Below are 20,760 nucleotides of genomic sequence, written 5' to 3'. Positions count from 1 at the left end.
CTTAACGCTCCCCAGTGATGATGCGACGGATATAGGTGTTCAGGATCACCGCAAAGAGCAGGATCACGCCGAGGAACACCCGGAACAGCGAGCTTTCGACCCCGGCGAAGAACAGACCCTGCTGCACCACGCCAAAGATCAGCGCGCCCAGCGCCGCCCCGATGACCGAGCCATAGCCGCCGGTCAGCAGCGCACCGCCGATGACCACGGCGATGATCGCCTCGAACTCCTTGAGCAGGCCGCGATCGGCCCCGGCTGAGCCGAACTCCATCACCTGACAGGTGGCGAAGACACAGGCGCAGAAGGCGGTGAACATGAACATCAGGATCTTGACACGGTTGACCGGCACACCCGAGTTCCGGGCCGCTTCGGCGTCGCCACCCGAGGCAAAGATCCAGTTCCCGAACTTGGTGCGGGTCAGCAGGATGTGGCCGAAGATGATGAGCAGGATCGCCCAGACGATCAGCATGGGCAGGCCGTCCACGACCGGTTTGCCAATGTTAGAGCCGCGTTCGAAGGTGGCGATTATGCCCGCGTCGCCCATCCACTGAAACAGTCCGGTGAGAATCTTGCCGCCGAAGATGGCCGCCAGCCAATCCCCCTCGGCCGCGTCCTTGACACCGCCGATTATGGTTTTGCGTTCCAGCGTTTGCGGCAAGTAGATGGTGAAGCCCCTCAGGATGAACAGAAAAGCCAGCGTCACGATGAAACTGGGCAGCCCGGTGCGGATCACGATAAAGCCGTTCAGCGCACCGATGGCGATGCAAAGAGCGAAGGTGACGATGATGGCCAGCCAAACCGGCCAGCCCATGGTGACCGAGAAGATGGCGATCATCATGCCGCAAAAGCCGATCATTGAGCCCACGGACAGGTCGAACTCGCCCGCGATCATCAGCAGACACGCGCCGACGGCGATGATCATGAATTGCGCGGAAACCTGGGACCAGTTGAGGATGCCCTGGCTGTTGAACATACCTGAGTCCGAGGCGAAAAGCAGGAACAGCACAAAGACGATGGCAGTGCCCATGATCCCACCCAGTTCGGGGCGGATAAGGGCCTCGCGCAGCGGCGAACGTTCCTTGATACGCTCGTCGACAGCTGCGGGTTGATTAGGGGAGTCGGTCATGTCGGGACCTCTCGTTGTCCGGGTTTTGGATGGAAAAAGGGCGGCCGATTCCCATTGGCCGCCCGATCCGTTCACGTATTAGCGGTATTCGCCCGCAAACTTCTCGACCAGGGTCAGCCCGTCAGCGGTGACAAAGCCCGGACCCGAGTTGATGTTGTTGCCCGGCAGCACGCCATAGCGGTGATAGTTGGTCAGGATCACCACCGGCAGATAGGCCTGCAGGAACGGCTGCTGGTCGATGCCCCAGTTGATGGTGCCCGCCTTGATCGCCTTGACGATTTCGTCGCCCAGATCGAACGTACCGAAGTAGATCTCACCGGCCAGACCAGCCTCTTCCACCGCCAGAATGGTCGGGTCAGCCGAAACCGGACCCAGGGTCAGGATCGCGTCGGTGTCTGGATTGGCCGACAGATAGGCCAGCACCTTGTTCTTGACTTCCGCCGGGTCGGTGCCGCTGTCCAGCATCGCCGCACCCAGTTCCACGCCCAGGCCGTCGGCAAAGCCCTGGCAGCGCTCGGCCAAGGTCGGCTGTTGGATGGTGTGGTTCACGCACAGGAATGAGGTCACGCCGTCGCCCTTGGCGCGCTGCCCGGCCGCATAACCGGCGTCATATTCCGGCTGACCCACATACATCAGCGCGCCAAGCTCGCGGGCCTGATCCGGGCTGCCGGTGTTCATGATGATTACGTCGACGCCGGAATCCACCGCTGCCTGAATCGGGCCGCTCAGCACGTCGTAGTCGGCCAGAGTGGTGATAATGCCGTTCGGCCCCGAGGCCGTTGCCTGTTCGATGATTCGCGCCATATCGGCGATGTCACCGGTGGGCGGGTTGCGATACTCGACCTCGACCCCCATCTGCTCGCCCGCCAGCGCGATGCCGTTCTTGATCGTGTTCCACCAGCTGTCGCTGTCCGGCGCATGGCTGACCAGAACGTATTTCTCGCCCTCTGCCGACGCGGTGGTAGCGGCCATGAATGGCGCGGCGACAAGCGCCGTGGCAAAGGCCAGTTTCCTTACCAGTGAAGTCATGAGTATCCTCCCAGATTTAACACTATTCTTGATGGCGAAAGTGCGGTTCCAGCCCGCAACCCCGACCTAAGGTAAACACACCTCGGTCATTTTTGCAACCGGTTGCAAAATTGGGCAATCTCATTCCCTGAAGCCCTCTCAAGATTTCAGACCCGGGAACTTGGGGTCGGTTGGACGTTTCGCTATCTAGAATCAGCCCACGAGTGGCGGGATAAATAGAATAAACATTCTATTGATGGAAAAATCAACCCTAGAATTCTACGACTTGGGTTTGCGCTGCGCCCCGACAGCGACGGCCAACGTAATCGCCAGCGACAATGTGGCCGACAATGCCCGGAACGCACCAAAGTCCACTTCCGATACAGAAAGCGGCAGAACGCCCTCGATCTGCACCGGACTGATCACCGTGTCGGTGATAGCAACCACCGGGATGCCGCGCGTGGCGCAGTTGCGCGCCAAAGCCACCGTATCCTCGGTATAAGGTGCAAAAGTGATGGCGATCAGCGCGTCGCCTGGCCGCACGGCATGGGCTTGGTTCAGCCTGCCCACCCCGTCATGCAGCATCGCTGGGATCTCCATCTTTTCAAAGGCATAGGCCAAGTACGACGCGACGGGGAAGGCGCGACGCAGCCCGATCACGTGGAGCGTTTGCGCCTGTGCCAGCCGGGCCACCGCCTCGTCCAGAACTCGCGAATCTACTGTATTCGCAAGGTTTTCCAGCGACATCCGCCCAGCATCGACAAACTCTGCCAACAGGGCCGAGGGGCTTCCCGCGCCTCGTTCGCGCAGATTGGCGAGGCGGCTGGCATAGTCGGGAAAGCCCTGCGCCACAGACTCGCGGAACAGTCTCTGCATCTCGGAAAAGCCGGAGAACCCCATGATCTGGCAGAACCGCATCATGGCCGAGGGCTGCACCTCGGCCCCTGCGGCCAGTTCGGCCACTGTACTCAGCGCGATACGGTCGGAATTGGCCGCCAGATATTCCGCACATTGTTTCAACCGCTTGGGCAGACCATCTGACAGTTCGCGCAGGCGTTGGTGAAATCCTTCGATGCTCTGCGGCGCGGGGCGGTCTTGCATGGGCGGTCCTGTTCGGCCTTGACAGAATGGCTGATGACGACGATAGCCATAATGGAACGAATATTCCATCAGATAATCTCGCAGCGGTTCGGGAGATCAAGGAGAATCGATCATGACCCTTCGCATTGCAATACTCGGCGCCGGCCGCATCGGTCAGGTCCACGCCAAGGCCGTCTCGTTCAACCCCGACGCCACACTGGTTGCGGTGACCGACGCCTTCCCCGAGGCCGCCGAGCGCCTTGTGGCGACCTATGGTGGTGAGATCCGCAGCATGGACCAGATCGAAACTGCCGGAGATGTGGATGCCGTCATCATCTGCACCCCGACTGACACCCATGCCGATCTGATCGAACGCTTCGCCCGCGCTGGCAAGGCAATCTTCTGCGAAAAGCCGGTGGATCTGGATGTCACCCGCGTCGAGGCCTGCCTTGCCACCGTGCGCGATACCGGCGCGCATTTGATGGTCGGCTTCAACCGTCGCTTCGATCCACATTTTGTGGCTTTAAAAGGGGCGATTGAGGCCGGTCAGATCGGTGACGTGGAACAAATCACCATTACCTCGCGCGATCCCGGATTACCACCTCGCGAGTATATCGGCGTGTCAGGCGGGATCTTCCGCGACATGACCATCCACGATTTTGACATGGCCCGATTCCTCCTGGGCGAAGAGGTCAAGAATGTTTATGCCACAGCATCGGCTCTGGTTGATCCGTCAATACGCGAGTTGAGTGATTTTGATACCGCGACAGTGGTTTTGAAGACGGAAAGCGGCAAACAGGTCGTCATTCAGAACTCGCGCCGCGCGACTTATGGTTATGATCAACGGATCGAGGTTCATGGTTCCAAAGGCATGGTTCACGCCGAAAACCAACGCCCCGTCAGCATTGAGGTCGCGACCGAAGCTGGCTATACCCGCCCGCCCCTGCACGACTTTTTCATGACCCGATACCTTGCGGCGTATGACGCGGAACTCACCGGTTTCATCAGTGCTTTGACGCAGAACGTCCCCATGCCGGTCACCGGTGAAGACGGTCTCAAGGCACTGAAACTGGCCGAGGCGGCGGTGGAGAGCGTCGCGACCGGGAAGACCGTTTCTGTTTGAAGCCAAGGCTGCGGATCCCTGCTGGGCGCGAGTTGTCCTGAGACGGGGGTCCGGCACTAGTCAGCCTAAACGACCCACGTAGTGTGTTAGTGGCAGTTCTCTATCATCGAGCGATAGCGGGAGAGTTCGGGTGGAGCGCCAAAGCCGGAGTAGCGCTGCACCCAAGACGCACACCTACATCGACTTCGCCTATGGAAAGCTTTGAATTTCCCTGATTGTTCGAATTTCCCGAAGGGCAGATGCAACAGATAGGCGGGCGCGGCCACAATCAAAATCCTGCTTGCCCCTCATGGATGCGACCGCAGTCGTTTCCACGCGTTTCCCGACGTTATTGTCGCCATTCACGCAAGCGTGATCAGAATGAGCTTTCTATATTTGATTTATCTACCTACTACTAGGAAGGCAATTTTAGGAGACACCGCTATGAAGATTTACGATGTTGAAGGATTCCCAAATCCGGCCCGTGTGCGAATTGCGCTGGCCGAAAAAGGGGCAACCAACGAATGCGAGTTCGTTCCGGTGGACGTGATGAACGGCGAGCATCGCTCTGAGGGTTTCCGGGCAAAAAACCCGGACGCAAGCGTTCCCTGCCTCGAACTTGAAGATGGAACATGCATCTCTCAATGCACCGCGATCACCGAGTACATCGATAGTGCCTTCGACGGCCCCTCGCTCTGCGGCGCGAGTGCCAAAGAGCGTGCAGTTGTTCACATGATGAACCGGCGCGCCGAAAATGGTCTTCTTGATGCCGTCGGCGACTATTTCCACCACGCCACGCCGGGGCTGGGGCCGAAACTCGAAACCAATCAAAACGCCGAATGGGGAAACCACCGGAAAAGCATCGCCCAAAGCACGATGTCTTATCTGGACGATGTTCTGGCCGAGAACGCGTATCTGGCGGGCGACACGTTTTCGATGGCTGACATCACCGCCTATGCCGGCCTCGCCTTTGCCGATTTCGCCAAGGTCGAGGTGCCGTCAAACCTGACCAGCCTGATCGCATGGCGCCAGAAAGTTGCTGGCCGACCGAGCGTTTCAGGCGAGCCCAATTGACCATGAAGGAGCCAACATCATGGAACTGAACGAAGATTTCAATCAGCGCGTGCTAATCCACACCGACGAAGAACCCTGGAGAGCATCGCCAATGCCCGGTGTGGAACGGCGAATGCTGGACCGCATCGGAGACGAAGTCGCACGCGCAACGACAATCGTTCGTTATGCGCCCGGCAGCAAGTTCTCCGCCCACACTCACTCGGGTGGCGAGGAATTCATAGTGCTCGAAGGGGTGTTTCAGGATGAGCATGGTGATTTTCCCGCCGGTACATATGTCCGCAATCCACCGACGACCAGCCACACGCCCGGATCCGATCAGGGATGCACGATCTTCGTGAAACTCTGGCAATTCGACATGGACGATCGCAAACAGTTCCGGAAAGACATGAACGCGTCCCTGTCCCAGCCCGAAAACGGAGTTGCTACGGCGAATCTGCATGAGGATGAACGCGAAGCCGTCACTTATCGCGCCCTGGATCCCGGTGCGCACCTGACCGTCTCGGATGCGGGCGGCATCGAATTGCTTGTCCTTCAAGGAACCGCGACCGAAAACGGACAAAACCTGCGCAAGGGATCCTGGTTACGTTTGCCGGACGGCCAATCCCTGTCAGCGATTGCAGGCGCTGAAGGCGCGCGCATCTGGATGAAAACCGGCCATCTCAGGTTTGCAAGGCCGCCAAGTGCGGGAATGCAGAGTTCCACGGCCTAATCCACGTATACGTTGATCTTGAGTCTTGAACAGGCACCCCGATGCGGCAGGATCATGCAATTCAAAGCGGGCTGCGATTCCGCGGCCCTGCATCTTCATCCTTGATGGGGATGATGGATATGCGTTCGATTTGGCAAGGCGGGTTGCTTTCCTTTGTTCAACCACGCTTACTAAGCGGGTGGTGCAACGGTTGACGCTCCGACCGCTACGGAAGTTGTTGCTGAGGGAATAAGCCGATGGAGAAAGTCGACACAAAGACCGCGTTGATGGACGCTGCCGAACAGGAGGTTCGCCAAAAGGGAGCCGATGGTTTCAGCTACAAGGACCTCAGCGAAAAAATCGGCATTCGCAAGGCAAGCATTCACTATCACTTCCCGAACAAAACAGACCTTCTGACCGCTATCATGGCACGCTATGCCGAAAAAACGCTGAATGCGGTCGAAGAGTTCTCAGCCAGTCATGATCTGGCGGGACCTCAACTGATTGAATTCGTGACCTTGTATCGAAACGCATTACAGGACTGCTCCGCCCTTTGCCTTTGCGTGGCTTACACCGTTAGTCAGGATGCGCTGGACACAAAGACGACCTCTGAAATCGACCGGTTCCGGACAAGACTGCTGGGCTGGCTGACGCAAGTTTTTGACGCAGGCAAGCGGGATGGCAGCATAAACGACGTTGGCGATCCTAGTTTCGAAGCGGCGGCAGCACTTGCACTGGTGGAGGGTGCGCAGATCACAGCAAGGATCGGCGGTCAAATTTCACTCTACGATGCAGCCACAAAGATCTTTCGTGATCGCCTAAACTGATCTCAGAACACATACATCCAGAAACGATTTGCCGGCCCTATTTACAATCATCACTTTCCCAATCTCCGCGCGGCCGTGGCAAGCGATGCGTTTTGGCGATCAGCCTACATAGCTGCGCACCAAGGCACCTGCAATGAGCGACCACCCGTCTGCGATGACGAAAAATGCCAGCTTGAAGGGCAGCGCCACCGTTGCAGGTGGAACCATCATCATACCCATCGACATCAGCACCGCCGCAACGACGAGATCGATGATCAGAAACGGAAGAAAGATCAAAAACCCGATCTGAAAGGCGCGGGCAATCTCGGACAGCATGAAGGACGGGATCAAAACCGAGATTGGTGCATCCGGGGACAGACCAACTGCCTCGGCCTCGGGCCGAAGGACCATCATGGAGTGAAAGGTATCGGCATCCACACGCGCTGCCATGAACGTCTTGAAAGGAACGATTGCCCGTTCCATTGCAGGTTCCACACCCAGTGTTTCGTCCATCATCGGCTCTATCCCGGTCCGCCAGGCCTCGGTAAACACCGGCTCCATGATGAAATAAGTCAGAAACAGCGCCAGGCTGACAATCAGCATGTTGGGCGGAGATTGCTGCAGCCCGATGCCCTGCCTGAGGATCGCAAGCACGGTCACAAGAAACGGGAAACAGGTAATCATGATCGCCAGCCCGGGGGCAAGGCTGAGAACCGTGATCAGCAGGATGAGTTGAATGGACCGGGCCGAGATCGACCCGCCTTCGCCCAAGGACAGGGACAGATCCTGCGCCGCCGCAAATGAAGGCAGGAGGAGCGCCAGGACAAGCGCCGCCGTGAAACCCGTTCGCATCACCCGATGCCGTTCTGTAGGTCCGAAATCTCGGTCAAGCGCACCGCCAGTTGCCCGGATTGATCGCCCCCCAGTTCCTCCAACAAACCTCGCGCGACCAATTGATCACCGACATATAGATCCACCGGGTCCTCGACCCGTTTGTCGAGCGTGAGCACCGCGTTTTCGCCTAGGCTCAGCAGCTCGCGCACCAACGGGCGGGCACGGCCAACCGAGACCGTAACCTCGATGGGCACCGCATCGAAGGGGGACGATTTGTCGGGGCTGGTTTTTTGAGCATCAGTCATTCAACGAAATCTCCTTGGCCTCATAGAGAAAGGCATCCATGGCTTCGGTGATCGAGGCCAAAAAGGCATTGCAATCCACATCTCGCTCGGCCGTTCCGACCCGCAGGCAGGCCTGTCCGGGGGGCAACGAGGCTTCCTCGACCAGTTGCACCGGCAGCGCGGATTGCTGATCCAGAAGCGGCTTGAGCTGTGCCCCGGCACCGGCGGGCACGATCAGCAGGGCAGGTTGGGCCACCTGCTCCTCGGCCATGGCCGTGAGCTGTTCCACGATGTGATGACCAAACCCCTGCTCGATGGTCTGCGGCAGCACGGTTGTCATCAGGCTCTGGAACATCGGTTCCAGCGACTGGGTCATCTGCGTCAGCGCCTCGTGATAGGTAAAGGACAGATCCTCGAGGTTGCGGGTCAGCGTCGCCTCCAGATGCGCGTGATCTTCGCTCTGGGCTGTAACCGCATCTTCCCACCCGGCTGAATATCCCTGTTCAAAGGCCGCCAGCCTTTGCTCCTCCAGCGCGTCCTCGTGCAGCAGGTGCATCATGCCGCTGTTCAGCGGATCAAGGTCGAAGTTTTCCAGAAGATGAGCAATCGACATCAGGCCTTCTCCTCGCTCTCTTCAAGCCAGCTTCGCAGGATTTCCACCGTCTCTTCCTGCTTGTCACCGATCATCGCGCGCAAACGCTGCACGGCGTCATCTGAGCTACTGCCGCCAATCGCGGGAACCCCTGTGGCGGCCGATGATCCATCCGGAATCGCTGCAAACCCATCTTCGGTCTCGATCTCGCCGACCAGAACCGGAGCGCCGTCTCCGCCGCCCGAGTTATCCAACCCCGGCGAGGCCAGCAGCGCGGGATTGGACGCCGGGTTGGCTAGAATCGGGCGGATGACGAACAATCCCAGAAACAGCGAGACCACGGCCAGCGTCGCCATCTGGACCAGCGACATCACGTCGATATGTACCTTTTGCCAGAACGAGGCAGCGGCCAGCGTTCCCTGCGGTTCGGCCGCAGGCAGCTCCATGGATTTCAGCGTGATCACGTCGCCGCGGTCGCCGTTGAACCCGACGGCCGAGGCCACAAGTTCCCGCAGCGCCTCCAATTCCGCATCGGGCAGCGGCTCAAAAACCTGCGCGCCGTTTGCATCCTTTCCGCGCGTCCCATTGACCAGAACCGCGACGGTCAAACGCTTGATCGCCCCGGGCACGCGGAGAATCTCCAACTCGGTTTCCGAAACCTCGTAATTCACCCGCTCACGCGTCTGGCTGGTGGACGAATTCGATTCGTCACCGCCGGCGCCGTCGCCATCCGGCAGGTTCGAGGCCACCGTCACCTCAGAGGATTGATTGCGGGAATTGTCCGATCTCTCTTCGACGTCGGTGCTGATGGCGACCCGTCCGTTGGGGTCAAACCGCCGCTCTCGGATCGATTCGGTTTCGGTAACCGTGTCCAGGCTTACCTCGACCACCGCATTGCCCTGCCCGACCCGCGCCTCGACCAGACGCAGGACGCGTTCCCGGATCTGCTGCGCCCGGTCGTCTGCCGTGCTGGCGGCGGCGGCCGTCTCCTGCGCCCCAATCACTACGCCATTCGAATCGATCACGGCCACCTTCTCGACCGTCAGGCCGCTGACCGCCGAAGCAACCAAAAAGCGGATCGCGTTGGCCTGCGCCGGAGTGATCTCGGCCCCTGCGGGAATCACCGAAACCGAGGCCGTCGGCTCGACACTGCGCTGGAACGGATTGGTCGAGCCATTGGCAATGTGAACCCGGGCCTGGCTGACATGCGGACTGCCGACAATTGTGCGCGCCAACTCACCCTCTTTGGCGCGCCAGTAGGCGGCATCGAACATCTGAGACGTGGTGCCGAACCCGCTCAGCGAATCGAGCAGCTCATAGCCCCGTCCGCCATTGGCGGGCAGCCCCTCGCTGGCCAGGGTCATGCGCAGCTCGTCGCGTTGCGCGCCGGGCACGTAGATTGAGCCGCCGCGCACCTCATAGGCAACGCCGCGCTGATCGAGCGCGCGCACGACATCGCCCGCCGCCCCATTCTCCAACCCGGCATAGAGCAGAGTCATCGACGGAGCGCTGGCGATTCGCGACATCGCGAGAATGCTGAGAAACACCAGCATCGCGGCCCCGGCGACAATAACCTGTTTGCGCCTGTCCAAACTTGCCCAGACAGTTCTGATCTGCTGCACGTCCACCTCCGTCACGCCGACATTCTGAGCGGCTCGCCCCCTGTTTGCGCGATTGCCCTTAACAATCGGTTAGTTCCTGAGGGGTTATGACTCGGCCAGACAGAACGAGAGGGACGTCATGACCGATGCGACGGCGGACGAGGCCGAACAGAAATCCGGAAAGGCGGGATTGATCCTGGCGGGCGTGCTTGCGTTGGCCGGGGCGGCGGGGGGATATGTCCTGACAACTTCCGGCTTGCTGGGTGGTGCCGACAAGGCCGAAGCGAAGATGAAAAAGCAGGCAGAGATAGTTCCGGAGGCACTGCCGGAAGTGAGTTTTGTGGATCTCGCGCCGATCATCGTTGCCCTGGATATGGGTGGAGAGCTGCAGCACCTCAGGTTTCACGCTCAGCTGGAGGTCACGAAGAAATACGCCTCGGATGTAGAGCTGCTGCGCCCCCGAATCATCGATGTTCTGAACGGTTATCTGCGGGCGATCGAGGTCTCGGACCTGCGGGATCCGCTCGCCCTGACACGGCTGCGCGGGCACATGCTGCGCCGCATCAACATTGTCGCGGGCGAGGGTCGGGTGCGGGACGTTCTGGTGATGGAATTCGTGCTGAACTAGGAGAGAGAATTGGAACTTGTCGCGGATATTCTTCTGGTTGCGGGCGCTCTGGGCGCAGGGCTCTACTGTTTTGTCCTGGCGCGGCGCCTGAAGCGGTTCAATGATCTTGAAAAGGGTGTGGGCGGGGCTGTGGCCGTGCTGTCCTCGCAGGTGGACGAGCTCAACAAATCGCTTGCCGCCGCGCGGTCGGCATCGGATCAGTCCAGCATCGCCTTGGGCGACCTTACAGGCCGTGCCGAAGCGGTGGCCCAGCGGTTGGAGTTGATGATGGCCTCCATGCATGACGTGGTGCCGGAGAAACCCACCGATAGTGAACGGTATGATGCTCCAAAGGCTGAGGCCGGTGCCCCGCCTGAACAGCCCGCAAAACCGGACAAAGAAACTTCCGCGCCTGCAGGGCTTATGTTCTTTCGCCATGACCGCAAAGCGGACGGGCTCGCATCATGAAAAGGTCGTCGGAAAAATCGCGCTCGTCCCGCGGCGGGGCGCTGTTGATGATCTCGCTCCTGATGATCGGCTCGGCCCTGATCCGTTTGGGTCTGGAGGCTGGACCGGCGCTGGCTCGAGAACTCGTGGAGGACCCACCAAAAAGCAAGATGGCGAAAAACCACGAACAAGCGCCCGGTGCGGAAGATTTGCACCGGCTTTTGCAGATGCTGCGTCAGCGTGAAAGCGACCTGAAACAGCGTGAGGCAGACTATACGGACCGGATGAAGGCGCTTGAGATCGCCAACAAGGCCTTGGAAAACCGGCTGGCCGAACTTCAGCAGGCCGAGGAGTCACTCAAGGCGACTTTGGCGCTGGCCGACGTGGCGGCAGAGAACGACCTCACCCGCCTGACGGATGTCTACCAGAACATGAAGCCAAAAGAGGCGGCCGCTCTGTTCGAAGAAATGGATCCCACCTTCGCGGCAGGTTTCCTCGCAAGGATGCAGCCCGAGGCGGCGGCGGGCGTGATGGCGGGGCTCAGCCCGCAGGCGGCCTATACGATCAGTGTGGTTTTGGCGGGGCGAAACGCCTCGGTGCCCAAGGAATAAAGCAGCAGCCATGTCCGAAATCGTTTTGAGTGGAGTTTCAGCATGATCGGGATCGTCGGGATCGTCGTCATCTTCGCCATGGTGTTCGGCGGCTATCTGGCCGCAGGCGGCAAGATGACGATCATCGTCAAATCGCTGCCGTTCGAAATGATGATGATCGGAGGGGCGGCGATCGGCGCCTTTCTCATCAGCAACGACATGGGCGGCATCAAGCATACGGCCAAGGACATCGCAAAGGTCTTCAAAGGGGCGAAATGGAAGCCCGAGGACTATCGCGATCTGCTCTGCCTGCTGTTCTCACTGATCCGCATCGCGCGGGCGAACCCGGTCGAGGTTGAACAGCATATCGAAGATCCTGCGAACTCTGCCCTGTTCTCGAAATATCCAAAGATTCAGTCTGATCGTGAGGCAGTGGACCTGATATGCGACACCATGCGCTCGGCTTCGATGAACTATGACGACCCGCATCAAGTGGAGGAAGTTCTGGAAAAGCGGATGGAAGCGAACTTCCATCACGCCATGCATTCCAGCCACGCGTTACAAACCGTGGCAGACGGTCTGCCCGCTCTGGGGATCGTTGCCGCCGTTCTGGGCGTGATCAAGACCATGGGCTCGATTGATCAGCCCCCCGAAATTCTCGGCAAGCTGATCGGCGGCGCGCTGGTCGGGACCTTTCTGGGCGTGTTCCTAGCCTACGGTCTGGTGGGCCCGTTTGCGGGCAAACTGAAAGCGGTGGTCGAGGAGGACAACCATTTCTACCAGCTCATCAAAGAGGTGCTGGTTGCCAATCTGCACAATCACAACCCAGCCATGTGCATCGAGGTCGGTCGCCAGAACACTCCGACGCACAACCGGCCTGCGTTTGCCGAGCTTGAGGATGCCCTCAAGGAGCTTAAGCAGGACGCCGCATGACATTCCGCCTTGCACTTGGTCTGATCTTGATAGCGACCTCGGCCATGGCCGAGGAACTGTCCGTACGCTCGGGCGAGCACGAGGACTTTACCCGACTTGTGATCAAGGTGCCTGAGGGAACAAGCTGGACCCTTGACTCAAGTGATCGCGGCGCTCGTCTCAATGTCGAACTTCCGGATGTAACTTACGATACAGACGCTGTGTTTGAGCGCTTGTCACAAAACAGACTGCTCTTTCTGAAGCAGGAAAAACCGGGTGACGACTTGGACATAGGCTTCGCCTGCAATTGCGTGGCAAATGGGTTTCTTCACGCAGGCGCGATGATCGTCATCGACATACGAGAGTCAAAAGACAAGCCTTCCGCACCGCTGGTTCTACCCTTGGCACGCACAAAACCGCGGGAGACGTTGCACGCCGCGCGTAGGAGCTCGCCCCAAACGCCAGACCAAGCTCCAAAAACTGGTATTCACGCTCTGCCTACCCCGGTGCCCTCGTTAAATATAGCTCGAACAGGCGAAGAAATCGAAGCTCGGTTGTTGACGCAAGTCCTCAAGGGAACCGACCAAGAGGTTCTCGATCTTGATCTGGCAGCAGTCGGGCCCCGGCAATCGGGCGCCAGCCTGCAAGCGGCACTTGAGCGAACGCTGAACCTCCACAATATTGCCGTGGGGACCGTCGTCGATCGTGACCTGACCGGTGATCCGACCGGCATATCGCTGTTGGAACCTGAGACCGCCTGTTTATCAGACAATGTCCTTGATTTCGCCTCGTGGTCCAATGGAACGAGCTTTTCTACGCAACTTGCCAACGCGCGATCCAACTTATTCGGTGAGTTTGACCGACTGGATCGCGGTCAGGCACTGAGGTTGGCAAGGCTCTTCGCCTATTTCGGGTTTGGCGCCGAGGCGAAACAGATCCTTGAGCTTGCTAACCACTCATCTGACGAGAGCTCAAGGATCAGGGCGATTGCCGCTGCCGTGGAAAAAACGACAGCGCTTGCGGAGAACCCTTTTATCGGACAGCAGAGATGTGGCGGAGACGCAGCCCTGTGGGCGACATTGACCGAAGGCCATGTGGCCGAAAACGCGGACACGGAGGCAATCGAACTCGCATTCCTACGGCTACCGGATCACCTCGTGACTCATCTGGGGCCGGAGTTGGCTCGCTTGCTGACAAAAGCCGATCAATTGGAAGCGGCCCGGCGGATTCTACGGGCAGTGGAACGCGTCGGTGTGAACTCCAAGGCCACAACAGCTTTGGTCGAGGCCGAATTGGCCAGTGCGGAAGAAAACCCAGAAAGAGAAGAAAACAAGCTCAAAGATGCAGTTGAAGCGGAACAGGCCACGGCTGAGGCACCCCTTGCACTGATCAGGCTGATCGAAAAACGTTGGGAGGAACAGGGTGTTGTCTCGGGCAAAGAGGTGGAGTTGGCGGCTGCGTTTGCGTTGGAATACAGGCGATCGGAACTCGGGAACCCCCTGAAAATGGCGCATGTGCTGGCGATGGCCCTCAACCAGCAATTCGATGAGGCGATGGGTACATTGTTTGGCGAACGTGACCACAGGCCACGCAAGATGTGGGGACAGACGTTCGAACGTGTGGCAGTGGCGATGACCGAACGAGCCGATGACATCACCTTTTTGCGCCACACAGTCGGTTTAAGTTCTGATCTGATCTCCGTGATGTCCGACGACGCAGTAGACGTAGTCGCTGGCCGGCTGGTGTCGCTCGGGTTTCATGAAACCGCATTGAGCTTGGCTGGTGACCGAGGCGTTCAACGCGAAGCGAGGGCAATGATCCTAGCCCGCGCCGCTCTCGAAACGGGGCTTCCCCATCGTGCCATGCTGGCGGTTGAGGAGTACACAACGCCAGCCGCATCGCTTGTGCGGGCAGACGCGATGTACTCCAGCGGAAATTATGCGGCGGCAGCTGAACATGCCTCACAAATGGGGGACAACGAAGCCGCCACCCGGTATCTTTGGCTGGCGGACGCCTGGGACCATGTTTCAGGTGAAGCCGGCACGAAGTATCCGCTGATTGTGGGGTTGAGCCGCGATCTGAGTGCGCAAGCAGCGCATAATGCGCTTCCGCCTCTGGCCGAGTCAAAACGTTTGCTGGAAAACAGTACCCTTACAAGAGAAATGGTCGGCGACCTAATAGGACAGTTTGATTAGCCGGTAGTTAAATCATTGTTGCCCAAGATGCCTGTTTAGAATTCCGAGAGTTGTTGCGGGATTGGAAAACCGGGTGGTGTCGTCGCAATCGGGCGGTCATGTCGCCTTTGGAACAGACGCGACGGGAAACCGAAGTGATCGTTTCTGCATGACTGCCGTTACTCCGAAACAATTGCATCGCCGCGCCACAGGGGCGGATCTGGTTACGTCATAAACGACCAGCCGCTCCCTCTTTCCAGCAATGCAATGATCTTCGGATAGCCACATGACTGCACCCCGCAAGCTGAGACTTGCCGTCGATATTGGCGGTACTTTCACGGACACGGTTCTTGTTCAGGGCTCGGATCGGATCCTTGCTTCGACAAAAACGCTGACTACTCATGGTAATCCGGCAGATGGCGCGCTTGAGGGCGTTCGGCGGGTTTTGAGCCACTCCGGTCACCGGCCCCGAGATGTGACCGGCTTCATCCATGGAACGACCCTTGCAACCAATGCGCTGATCGAGCGTCGTGGCGCTCGCGTCGTGACGGTGACCACGGAGGGGTTCCGCGATATCCTCGAAATCGCCTATGAGCGGCGCTATGCGCAGTACGACATCAATCTGGAAAAGCCTGACCTTCTGGTGCCGCGTGAGCGGGCGCTGACAGTGCGCGAAAGGATGTCCGTCGAGGGCGAAGTCCTGATCTCTCTCGACCAGACAGCGATCGACGCGCTGATCGCCGAGATCGATGCAGGCGGCGCCGATGCAGTCGCCATCTGCCTGATGCACGCCTACAGGAATCCTGCACACGAGCAGCGGCTGCGGGATGTTCTGGCAGAACGCCGCCCGGACCTGACCGTCTCGATTTCCAGCGAGGTCAGCCCCGAGGCGCGGGAGTTCGACAGGCTCTGCACCACCGTCGCCAATGCCTATATCCAGCCGCTGATGGAGGGATATTTGACCCGGTTGGTCCAAAGCTTCGAGACCGAAGGGGTGGCCTGCCCGATCCTGATGATGACGGCGGGCGGCGGCATGTGTTCGCTGCGCAGCGCTATGCGGTTTCCGATCCGACTGGTCGAATCAGGGCCTGCGGGTGGCGCTATTCTGGCGGCTCGGATCGCGGCGCAGACGAGGTTGGATCAAGTAGTCTCTTTCGACATGGGCGGCACCACGGCCAAGCTGTGCCTGATTGATGAGACCCGCCCGCAGACCGCGCGCCAGTTCGAGATCGCGCGCGCCGCGCGGTTCGTCAAGGGGTCCGGGATGCCGGTGCGCATTCCGGTGATCGAAATGATCGAGATCGGAGCCGGCGGTGGCTCGATCGCCGGTGTGGACCGGCTGGGCCGCCTGACCGTCGGGCCAAAAAGCGCAGGCTCGGAGCCCGGTCCGGTCGCCTTTGGCCGGGGCGGGACTGAACCCACAGTGACCGACAGCGACATCGCGCTGGGCTATATCCATCCCGACAGCTTTGCCGAAGGGCACCTGCATGTCGACCGGGAGGCCGCAAAACAGGCTCTAAAAAAGGAAATCGGAGCCCGACTTGAGGTTGGCGGAACCGAGGCTGCAGACGGAGTCAGTCGCATCGTGGATGAAAACATGGCCAGTGCCGGGCGCATGCACGCCGTGGAATCCGGCAAGGATCTGGGCGTGCGGACGATGATCGCCTTTGGCGGCAATGGCCCGCTGCACGCGACCCGGGTGGCCCGGTCGGCGGGCGTTTCGCGCATCGTCGTGCCGCCCAACCCCGGGGTCGGCTCGGCGGTCGGGTTCCTGTTCGCGCCGGTGAGTTTCGAGGTGATCCGCAGCCGCTACTCGCTGTTGGACCAGCTTGATCTGGACGGAGTGAACGCAGTGTTCGGCCAGATGATCGCCGAAGCGCAATCGGTGGTGGCGCAGGGCGCGGCAGGCGCAGATACCGAAACCCGACGCAGCGCCTTCATGCGCTATCACGGTCAGGGGCATGAGATCGAAATCCCGCTGCCGGACAGGCCGCTTGCAGCGGATGACATCGAACCGCTGAGAACAGCGTTCGAGGCGGAATACCGCACCCAGTTCTCGCGCCCGGTGCCGGGAATGGAGATCGAGATCCTGAACTGGGCGGTGCGCGTGGCCACCGCCGACCTGCCCGCGCCGCCGATCCCGGAGGCTCCTCCGTCCAAGCAGGTCGACCCGGTGGAACGACGTCCGATCACCTGCGATCTGGATGGGCAAACCCGGCAGGCCGGTCTGTTCCCGCGTGACCACCTGACCCCCGGCGATCTGGTGCAAGGTCCCGCGCTGATCACCGAGCCACAGACCACCACGCTTGTCTCTGCCGATTTCACCGCGCAGGTGGATGCCATCGGCAATCTGTTGCTGACCCGAACCGAGAAAGGAGCTGCTCGATGACCGGCCTTTCCCCCGCCCGCCTGCAAGTGATGTGGAACCGCCTTCTGGCCGTGGTCGAGGAACAGGGCCAGACTCTGATCCGCGCCGCCTTTTCCCCAATCGTACGGGAATGCGGCGACATCTCTGCCGGGATCTTCGACGCTCAGGGCCGGATGCTGGCCCAGGCGGTGACCGGCACACCGGGCCATATCAACACCATGGCCGAGGCAGTCATGCATCTGCGCGAACACTTCCCAGTGCAGACCATGAAGCCGGGCGATATCTACATGACCAACGACCCATGGCTCGCCTCGGGGCATCTGAACGATTTCCTGTTGATGATGCCCGCCTTCCGGAATGGTAAGGTGGTCGGCTTCACCTCATGCACCTCGCATCTGGTCGATCTCGGCGGGCTGGGCATGGGCCCCGAGGGCTCGGATATCTATGACGAGGGACTGCTGATTCCGCCCTGCAAGCTCGTCGATCAGGGAGAGCTGAACGCCCTGCTGATGGACATCGTCCGCGCCAACTCGCGCGAGCCTATCGCCAACGAAGGCGACATCTATGCCCTGATCGCCTGCTGCGAGGCCGGGGTGACGCGCCTGACCGACATGATGGACGAGTTCGGGTTGAACGATCTGGAGGCGCTCGGCAGCTACATCATCAACACGTCGCGCCGCGGCACTCTGGAGGCCATCGCCGAGGTGCCGCCGGGGGTCTACAGGAACGTGCTGCGCATGGACGGCTACGAGGAAGAGCTGGATCTGCACGCCACGCTGACTGTGACCGGAACCGCCATGCATGTGGATTTCACCGGCACCTCGGGCTGTTCGAAAAAGGGTATCAACGTGCCGCTGAACTACGCCACCGCCTACACGGTCTTTGCCCTGCGCTGCATCGTCGGCCCGGATATTCCGAACAACGCGGGTTCTCTGGAGCCCTTCACCGTCGACGGCCCGCCCGGCTGCATCCTGAACGCGCAGCGCCCGGTGCCGGTCGCCATGCGCCATACGCTGGGACAGGTGACACCGGATCTGGTGCTGGGTTGCCTGCATCAGGCCTTGCCCGACAAGGTCCCGGCCGAGGGCGCATCCTGCATGTTCGATCTGCCCATGCGCCACGCGCCGGAGGTGGCGGCCAATGGCGGGCGCGAATTTGCCATCGAGCCGGTGCATAACGGCGGCACCGGTGCGCGGCCGCATTCCGACGGGTTGTCGGCCACTGCCTACCCTTCGGGTGTCTATGGCAGCCAGGTCGAGATCACCGAAAGCGTCGCCCCGGTCACCATCTGGAAGCGCGAGCTGCGCCCGGATTCCGGCGGCGCGGGCCGGCATCGCGGCGGACTTGGGCAGCGGATCGAGATGACTTCGGCCAATGGCGCCCCCTTCATCGTGTTCCTGTCGGTCGAGCGGCTGAAGTTTCCCGCGCTGGGCCGCTTGGGTGGTCATCCGGGCGCACCGGGGCGCATCCGGCTTCGGGATGCAAATACGGATATCCTCGGTAAAGGTGAGTTGCGGGTCGAAGGCGATGACTATTTCATCTTTGAAACGCCTGGCGGCGGCGGCTTCGGCAACCCGGCAGATCGTGCCCCGGAGGCACTGGCGCTGGATCTCAAACGCGGGTTGGTCACTCCAGCGGGCGCCAAATCCTACGGGGGCACATCATGATCCGGCCCGTTCCCCACGTCGCGGCCATGGCGCCGTATGCGCTGGCCGATCTGGGCGGGCCCGGCACGGTCTCAATGGCCCAGAACGAAAGCGCCTTTCCCGCCAGCCCTGCCGCCATCGCGGCGGGGCAGCAGGCGATGGCCGGGATGCCGCTCTATCCCGATCCGGACTGGTCCGATCTGCGCGCTGCCATTGCCGAGGTGCACGGGCTCGATTCGGCGCGCATCCTTTGCGGGGCGGGGTCGATGGAGCTGATCGGCTGCCTGATTCGCGCCTATGCGGGGCCGGGTGACCGGGTGCTGGGCACGGAATACGGCTATGCCTTCGTGGCCACGGCCTCAGCCCAGGTGCAAGCGGATTACGTGAAGGCGCACGAGGTGAACCTGACCATCTCGGTTGATAACATCCTCACCACCGTGACGCCTGAAACCCGGATCGTCTTTGTCTGCAACCCAGGCAACCCGACCGGCACCCTGATCCCGAATGCCGAGATCATCCGGCTGCGCCAGGCGCTGCCAGCCGAAGCGTTGTTGGTGGTCGATCAGGCCTATGCCGAGTTTTCCGACGCGCTGCACGATCCAGCCGAAATCTGCGCGCTCGCGGATCGGGGAGACACGGTCGTCCTGCGCACGTTGTCCAAAGCCTACGGACTGGCTGGCGCGCGCGCCGGTTGGGGGTACTTCCCCCCTGAGATCGCCAAGGAACTACGCAAGTTACTAAACCCAAACAACATCTCGATCCCGTCACAGGCAGCAGCGGCAGCGGCGATGTGGGATCAGGCCCATATGCGCAACGTGGTCGCCAAAACCGTCGCGATCCGCGACTATTTCGCCGAAGATTGCCGCGCACTGGGCCTGGCCACACCGCAATCCCACACCAATTTCGTCCTGCTGCGCTTCGCTTCCACTGAACAGGCACAACTGGCCGACGCGTCCCTGCGCGCGGCAGGTCTGCTGATGCGCGGAATGGGGGGCTATGGCCTGCCCGATTGCCTGCGCACCACCATCTGCGCACCTGATATCATGGCCCGCGCCCACGACGTGCTGAAAGGAGTGCTGTCATGACCGCCCCCAGAACCCTCGCCAAGATCGGCGTGCTGGTCCCTTTCACCAACACCAATCTGGAACCAGATCTGGAGTTGATGCGCCCACCCGGCACCACCCTGCACTTCCAGCGCCTCGGCGGTTATGACGTGGACAAAATCCCCGGTGCCGATCAGATGGCGGGGCTGGGCGCGTCCGACATCGCCCATGACCTGCGCATGATCTCGGGTGTTCGGCCCTCGGCGGTGCTCTATGGTTGCACATCGGCTACACTGACCCACGGCCCCTCCTTCGAAACCGATCTGGCCGCCCGGATCAAGACGGGCTCCGGCGCACTGTCAATCACCGCCGCTAGTTCGCTCATTGCAGCAATCAAGGCCATTAGCGCCACAAAGGTCGGCTTTTCCTCGCCCTATGTTGGCGAAATCAATGATCAGGCCGTAGCCTTCCTATCAGAAAACGGGATCGAAACCGTCAGCCGCGCCGATATTGGCCGCGAGTTGGGCAACTACGGACAAGGGGAGCTGACCCCGGACGAGGTCTTTGACCTCGCCCGCCGCGCCGATCACGCGCAGGCACAGGCCATCGTCCTCAGCTGTACCGACATGCGCTCGGTCGAGGCCATCGATCGGATCGAGGCCGCGCTGGGCAAACCGGTGGTCACCTCCAACCAGGCGATGATGTTCTGCCTCATGCGTGCGCTGGGTCTGCCGCGCCACGATGGGCTACCCGGACACCTGTTCGACCGCCTGTAACG

Annotated in this window: 20 protein-coding genes; 13 read left to right on the top strand and 7 right to left on the bottom strand. The window is 60.5% G+C overall.

Features of this window, described 5'->3' with window-relative positions; all coding sequences use genetic code 11:
- Position 1: 1 nt before the first annotated feature.
- From AB3N21_RS07695 to AB3N21_RS07685, 3 genes are all read right to left on the bottom strand, one after another.
- Positions 2-1,126: an ABC transporter permease gene (locus tag AB3N21_RS07695; protein WP_367934681.1), complete on the bottom strand. Its 1,125-nt coding sequence runs from the start codon at positions 1,124-1,126 to the stop codon at positions 2-4.
- 78 nt (positions 1,127-1,204) lie between these two features.
- A complete protein-coding gene (locus AB3N21_RS07690) occupies positions 1,205-2,155 on the bottom strand; it encodes a sugar ABC transporter substrate-binding protein (protein ID WP_367934680.1) in 951 nt (316 codons plus the stop codon).
- Positions 2,156-2,413: 258 nt separating this feature from the next.
- Positions 2,414-3,235: a MurR/RpiR family transcriptional regulator gene (locus AB3N21_RS07685; protein WP_367934679.1), complete on the bottom strand. Its 822-nt coding sequence runs from the start codon at positions 3,233-3,235 to the stop codon at positions 2,414-2,416.
- Between the two features lie 112 nt (positions 3,236-3,347).
- On the opposite strand from AB3N21_RS07685, the gene iolG reads away from it, so the two are divergent.
- The 4 genes from iolG to AB3N21_RS07665 all read left to right on the top strand — a co-directional run bounded on the left by iolG (position 3,348) and on the right by AB3N21_RS07665 (position 6,905).
- Complete coding sequence (gene iolG / locus AB3N21_RS07680) at positions 3,348-4,337, top strand: inositol 2-dehydrogenase (protein WP_367934678.1); 990 nt, start codon at positions 3,348-3,350, stop codon at positions 4,335-4,337.
- A gap of 360 nt (positions 4,338-4,697) precedes the next feature.
- The gene (locus tag AB3N21_RS07675; protein ID WP_367934677.1) at positions 4,698-5,390 is read left to right on the top strand and encodes a glutathione S-transferase family protein; all 693 of its coding nucleotides are present in this window, start codon (positions 4,698-4,700) and stop codon (positions 5,388-5,390) included.
- 19 nt (positions 5,391-5,409) lie between these two features.
- The gene (locus tag AB3N21_RS07670) at positions 5,410-6,099 is read left to right on the top strand and encodes a cupin domain-containing protein (RefSeq protein ID WP_367934676.1); all 690 of its coding nucleotides are present in this window, start codon (positions 5,410-5,412) and stop codon (positions 6,097-6,099) included.
- A 236-nt stretch (positions 6,100-6,335) separates the two neighbouring features.
- Positions 6,336-6,905, top strand: coding sequence for a TetR/AcrR family transcriptional regulator (locus AB3N21_RS07665; RefSeq protein ID WP_367934675.1), 570 nt, complete (start codon positions 6,336-6,338; stop codon positions 6,903-6,905).
- Between the two features lie 99 nt (positions 6,906-7,004).
- On the opposite strand, the gene fliP is transcribed toward AB3N21_RS07665, so the two are convergent.
- Genes fliP through fliF form a run of 4 tightly spaced genes read right to left on the bottom strand, consistent with a single transcriptional unit; the run spans position 7,005 to position 10,216 of the window.
- Positions 7,005-7,736 (bottom strand): flagellar type III secretion system pore protein FliP, encoded by a 732-nt coding sequence (fliP, locus tag AB3N21_RS07660; protein WP_367934674.1) that lies wholly within the window; start codon positions 7,734-7,736, stop codon positions 7,005-7,007.
- Positions 7,736-8,023: a FliM/FliN family flagellar motor switch protein gene (locus tag AB3N21_RS07655; RefSeq protein WP_367934673.1), complete on the bottom strand. Its 288-nt coding sequence runs from the start codon at positions 8,021-8,023 to the stop codon at positions 7,736-7,738. The genes fliP and AB3N21_RS07655 overlap by 1 nt, the downstream gene beginning before the upstream one ends.
- A complete protein-coding gene (locus AB3N21_RS07650) occupies positions 8,016-8,615 on the bottom strand; it encodes an ABC transporter ATP-binding protein (RefSeq protein ID WP_367934672.1) in 600 nt (199 codons plus the stop codon). Before AB3N21_RS07650 ends, AB3N21_RS07655 begins: the two co-directional genes overlap by 8 nt.
- Positions 8,615-10,216 carry a flagellar basal-body MS-ring/collar protein FliF gene (gene fliF / locus AB3N21_RS07645; RefSeq protein ID WP_367934671.1) on the bottom strand — a complete coding sequence of 534 codons (1,602 nt, stop codon included), beginning with the start codon at positions 10,214-10,216 and terminating at the stop codon, positions 8,615-8,617. Before fliF ends, AB3N21_RS07650 begins: the two co-directional genes overlap by 1 nt.
- Positions 10,217-10,334: 118 nt before the next feature.
- On the opposite strand from fliF, the gene fliL reads away from it, so the two are divergent.
- From fliL to AB3N21_RS07600, 9 genes are all read left to right on the top strand, one after another.
- Positions 10,335-10,823: a flagellar basal body-associated protein FliL gene (gene fliL, locus AB3N21_RS07640; protein WP_367934670.1), complete on the top strand. Its 489-nt coding sequence runs from the start codon at positions 10,335-10,337 to the stop codon at positions 10,821-10,823.
- 9 nt (positions 10,824-10,832) lie between these two features.
- A complete protein-coding gene (locus AB3N21_RS07635) occupies positions 10,833-11,270 on the top strand; it encodes a hypothetical protein (RefSeq protein ID WP_367934669.1) in 438 nt (145 codons plus the stop codon).
- Positions 11,267-11,860 (top strand): MotE family protein, encoded by a 594-nt coding sequence (locus tag AB3N21_RS07630; RefSeq protein ID WP_367934668.1) that lies wholly within the window; start codon positions 11,267-11,269, stop codon positions 11,858-11,860. Before AB3N21_RS07635 ends, AB3N21_RS07630 begins: the two co-directional genes overlap by 4 nt.
- Positions 11,861-11,902: 42 nt before the next feature.
- Positions 11,903-12,772: a flagellar motor stator protein MotA gene (motA, locus tag AB3N21_RS07625; RefSeq protein WP_171175446.1), complete on the top strand. Its 870-nt coding sequence runs from the start codon at positions 11,903-11,905 to the stop codon at positions 12,770-12,772.
- A 44-nt stretch (positions 12,773-12,816) separates the two neighbouring features.
- Positions 12,817-14,946 carry a hypothetical protein gene (locus AB3N21_RS07620; protein WP_367934667.1) on the top strand — a complete coding sequence of 710 codons (2,130 nt, stop codon included), beginning with the start codon at positions 12,817-12,819 and terminating at the stop codon, positions 14,944-14,946.
- A gap of 265 nt (positions 14,947-15,211) precedes the next feature.
- Positions 15,212-17,314, top strand: coding sequence for a hydantoinase/oxoprolinase family protein (locus AB3N21_RS07615; RefSeq protein WP_367934666.1), 2,103 nt, complete (start codon positions 15,212-15,214; stop codon positions 17,312-17,314).
- Positions 17,311-18,960, top strand: coding sequence for a hydantoinase B/oxoprolinase family protein (locus AB3N21_RS07610; protein WP_367934665.1), 1,650 nt, complete (start codon positions 17,311-17,313; stop codon positions 18,958-18,960). Before AB3N21_RS07615 ends, AB3N21_RS07610 begins: the two co-directional genes overlap by 4 nt.
- Positions 18,957-20,024 (top strand): histidinol-phosphate transaminase, encoded by a 1,068-nt coding sequence (locus AB3N21_RS07605; RefSeq protein WP_367934664.1) that lies wholly within the window; start codon positions 18,957-18,959, stop codon positions 20,022-20,024. The genes AB3N21_RS07610 and AB3N21_RS07605 overlap by 4 nt, the downstream gene beginning before the upstream one ends.
- Complete coding sequence (locus tag AB3N21_RS07600; RefSeq protein WP_367934663.1) at positions 20,021-20,758, top strand: Asp/Glu racemase; 738 nt, start codon at positions 20,021-20,023, stop codon at positions 20,756-20,758. Before AB3N21_RS07605 ends, AB3N21_RS07600 begins: the two co-directional genes overlap by 4 nt.
- Positions 20,759-20,760 lie beyond the last annotated feature (2 nt).

The sequence above is a fragment of the Ruegeria sp. genome (genome assembly GCF_040830605.1).
In the GTDB taxonomy this organism is placed as follows: domain Bacteria; phylum Pseudomonadota; class Alphaproteobacteria; order Rhodobacterales; family Rhodobacteraceae; genus Ruegeria.
This window is presented reverse-complemented; position numbering and strand designations above follow the sequence as displayed.

Excerpts from the sequence above, each read along its gene's own strand:
- AB3N21_RS07695 (WP_367934681.1), bottom strand. The coding sequence starts at position 1,126 with ATGACCGACTCCCCTAATCAACCCGCAGCTGTCGACGAGCGTATCAAG.
- AB3N21_RS07610 (WP_367934665.1), top strand. The coding sequence starts at position 17,311 with ATGACCGGCCTTTCCCCCGCCCGCCTGCAAGTGATGTGGAACCGCCTT.
- fliP (WP_367934674.1), bottom strand. The coding sequence starts at position 7,736 with ATGCGAACGGGTTTCACGGCGGCGCTTGTCCTGGCGCTCCTCCTGCCT.
- AB3N21_RS07690 (WP_367934680.1), bottom strand. The coding sequence starts at position 2,155 with ATGACTTCACTGGTAAGGAAACTGGCCTTTGCCACGGCGCTTGTCGCC.
- iolG (WP_367934678.1), top strand. The coding sequence starts at position 3,348 with ATGACCCTTCGCATTGCAATACTCGGCGCCGGCCGCATCGGTCAGGTC.
- AB3N21_RS07605 (WP_367934664.1), top strand. The coding sequence starts at position 18,957 with ATGATCCGGCCCGTTCCCCACGTCGCGGCCATGGCGCCGTATGCGCTG.
- AB3N21_RS07600 (WP_367934663.1), top strand. The coding sequence starts at position 20,021 with ATGACCGCCCCCAGAACCCTCGCCAAGATCGGCGTGCTGGTCCCTTTC.
- AB3N21_RS07665 (WP_367934675.1), top strand. The coding sequence starts at position 6,336 with ATGGAGAAAGTCGACACAAAGACCGCGTTGATGGACGCTGCCGAACAG.
- AB3N21_RS07655 (WP_367934673.1), bottom strand. The coding sequence starts at position 8,023 with ATGACTGATGCTCAAAAAACCAGCCCCGACAAATCGTCCCCCTTCGAT.
- AB3N21_RS07650 (WP_367934672.1), bottom strand. The coding sequence starts at position 8,615 with ATGTCGATTGCTCATCTTCTGGAAAACTTCGACCTTGATCCGCTGAAC.
- AB3N21_RS07630 (WP_367934668.1), top strand. The coding sequence starts at position 11,267 with ATGAAAAGGTCGTCGGAAAAATCGCGCTCGTCCCGCGGCGGGGCGCTG.
- AB3N21_RS07670 (WP_367934676.1), top strand. The coding sequence starts at position 5,410 with ATGGAACTGAACGAAGATTTCAATCAGCGCGTGCTAATCCACACCGAC.
- motA (WP_171175446.1), top strand. The coding sequence starts at position 11,903 with ATGATCGGGATCGTCGGGATCGTCGTCATCTTCGCCATGGTGTTCGGC.
- AB3N21_RS07675 (WP_367934677.1), top strand. The coding sequence starts at position 4,698 with ATGAGCTTTCTATATTTGATTTATCTACCTACTACTAGGAAGGCAATT.
- AB3N21_RS07615 (WP_367934666.1), top strand. The coding sequence starts at position 15,212 with ATGACTGCACCCCGCAAGCTGAGACTTGCCGTCGATATTGGCGGTACT.
- fliL (WP_367934670.1), top strand. The coding sequence starts at position 10,335 with ATGACCGATGCGACGGCGGACGAGGCCGAACAGAAATCCGGAAAGGCG.
- AB3N21_RS07620 (WP_367934667.1), top strand. The coding sequence starts at position 12,817 with ATGGCCGAGGAACTGTCCGTACGCTCGGGCGAGCACGAGGACTTTACC.
- AB3N21_RS07685 (WP_367934679.1), bottom strand. The coding sequence starts at position 3,235 with ATGCAAGACCGCCCCGCGCCGCAGAGCATCGAAGGATTTCACCAACGC.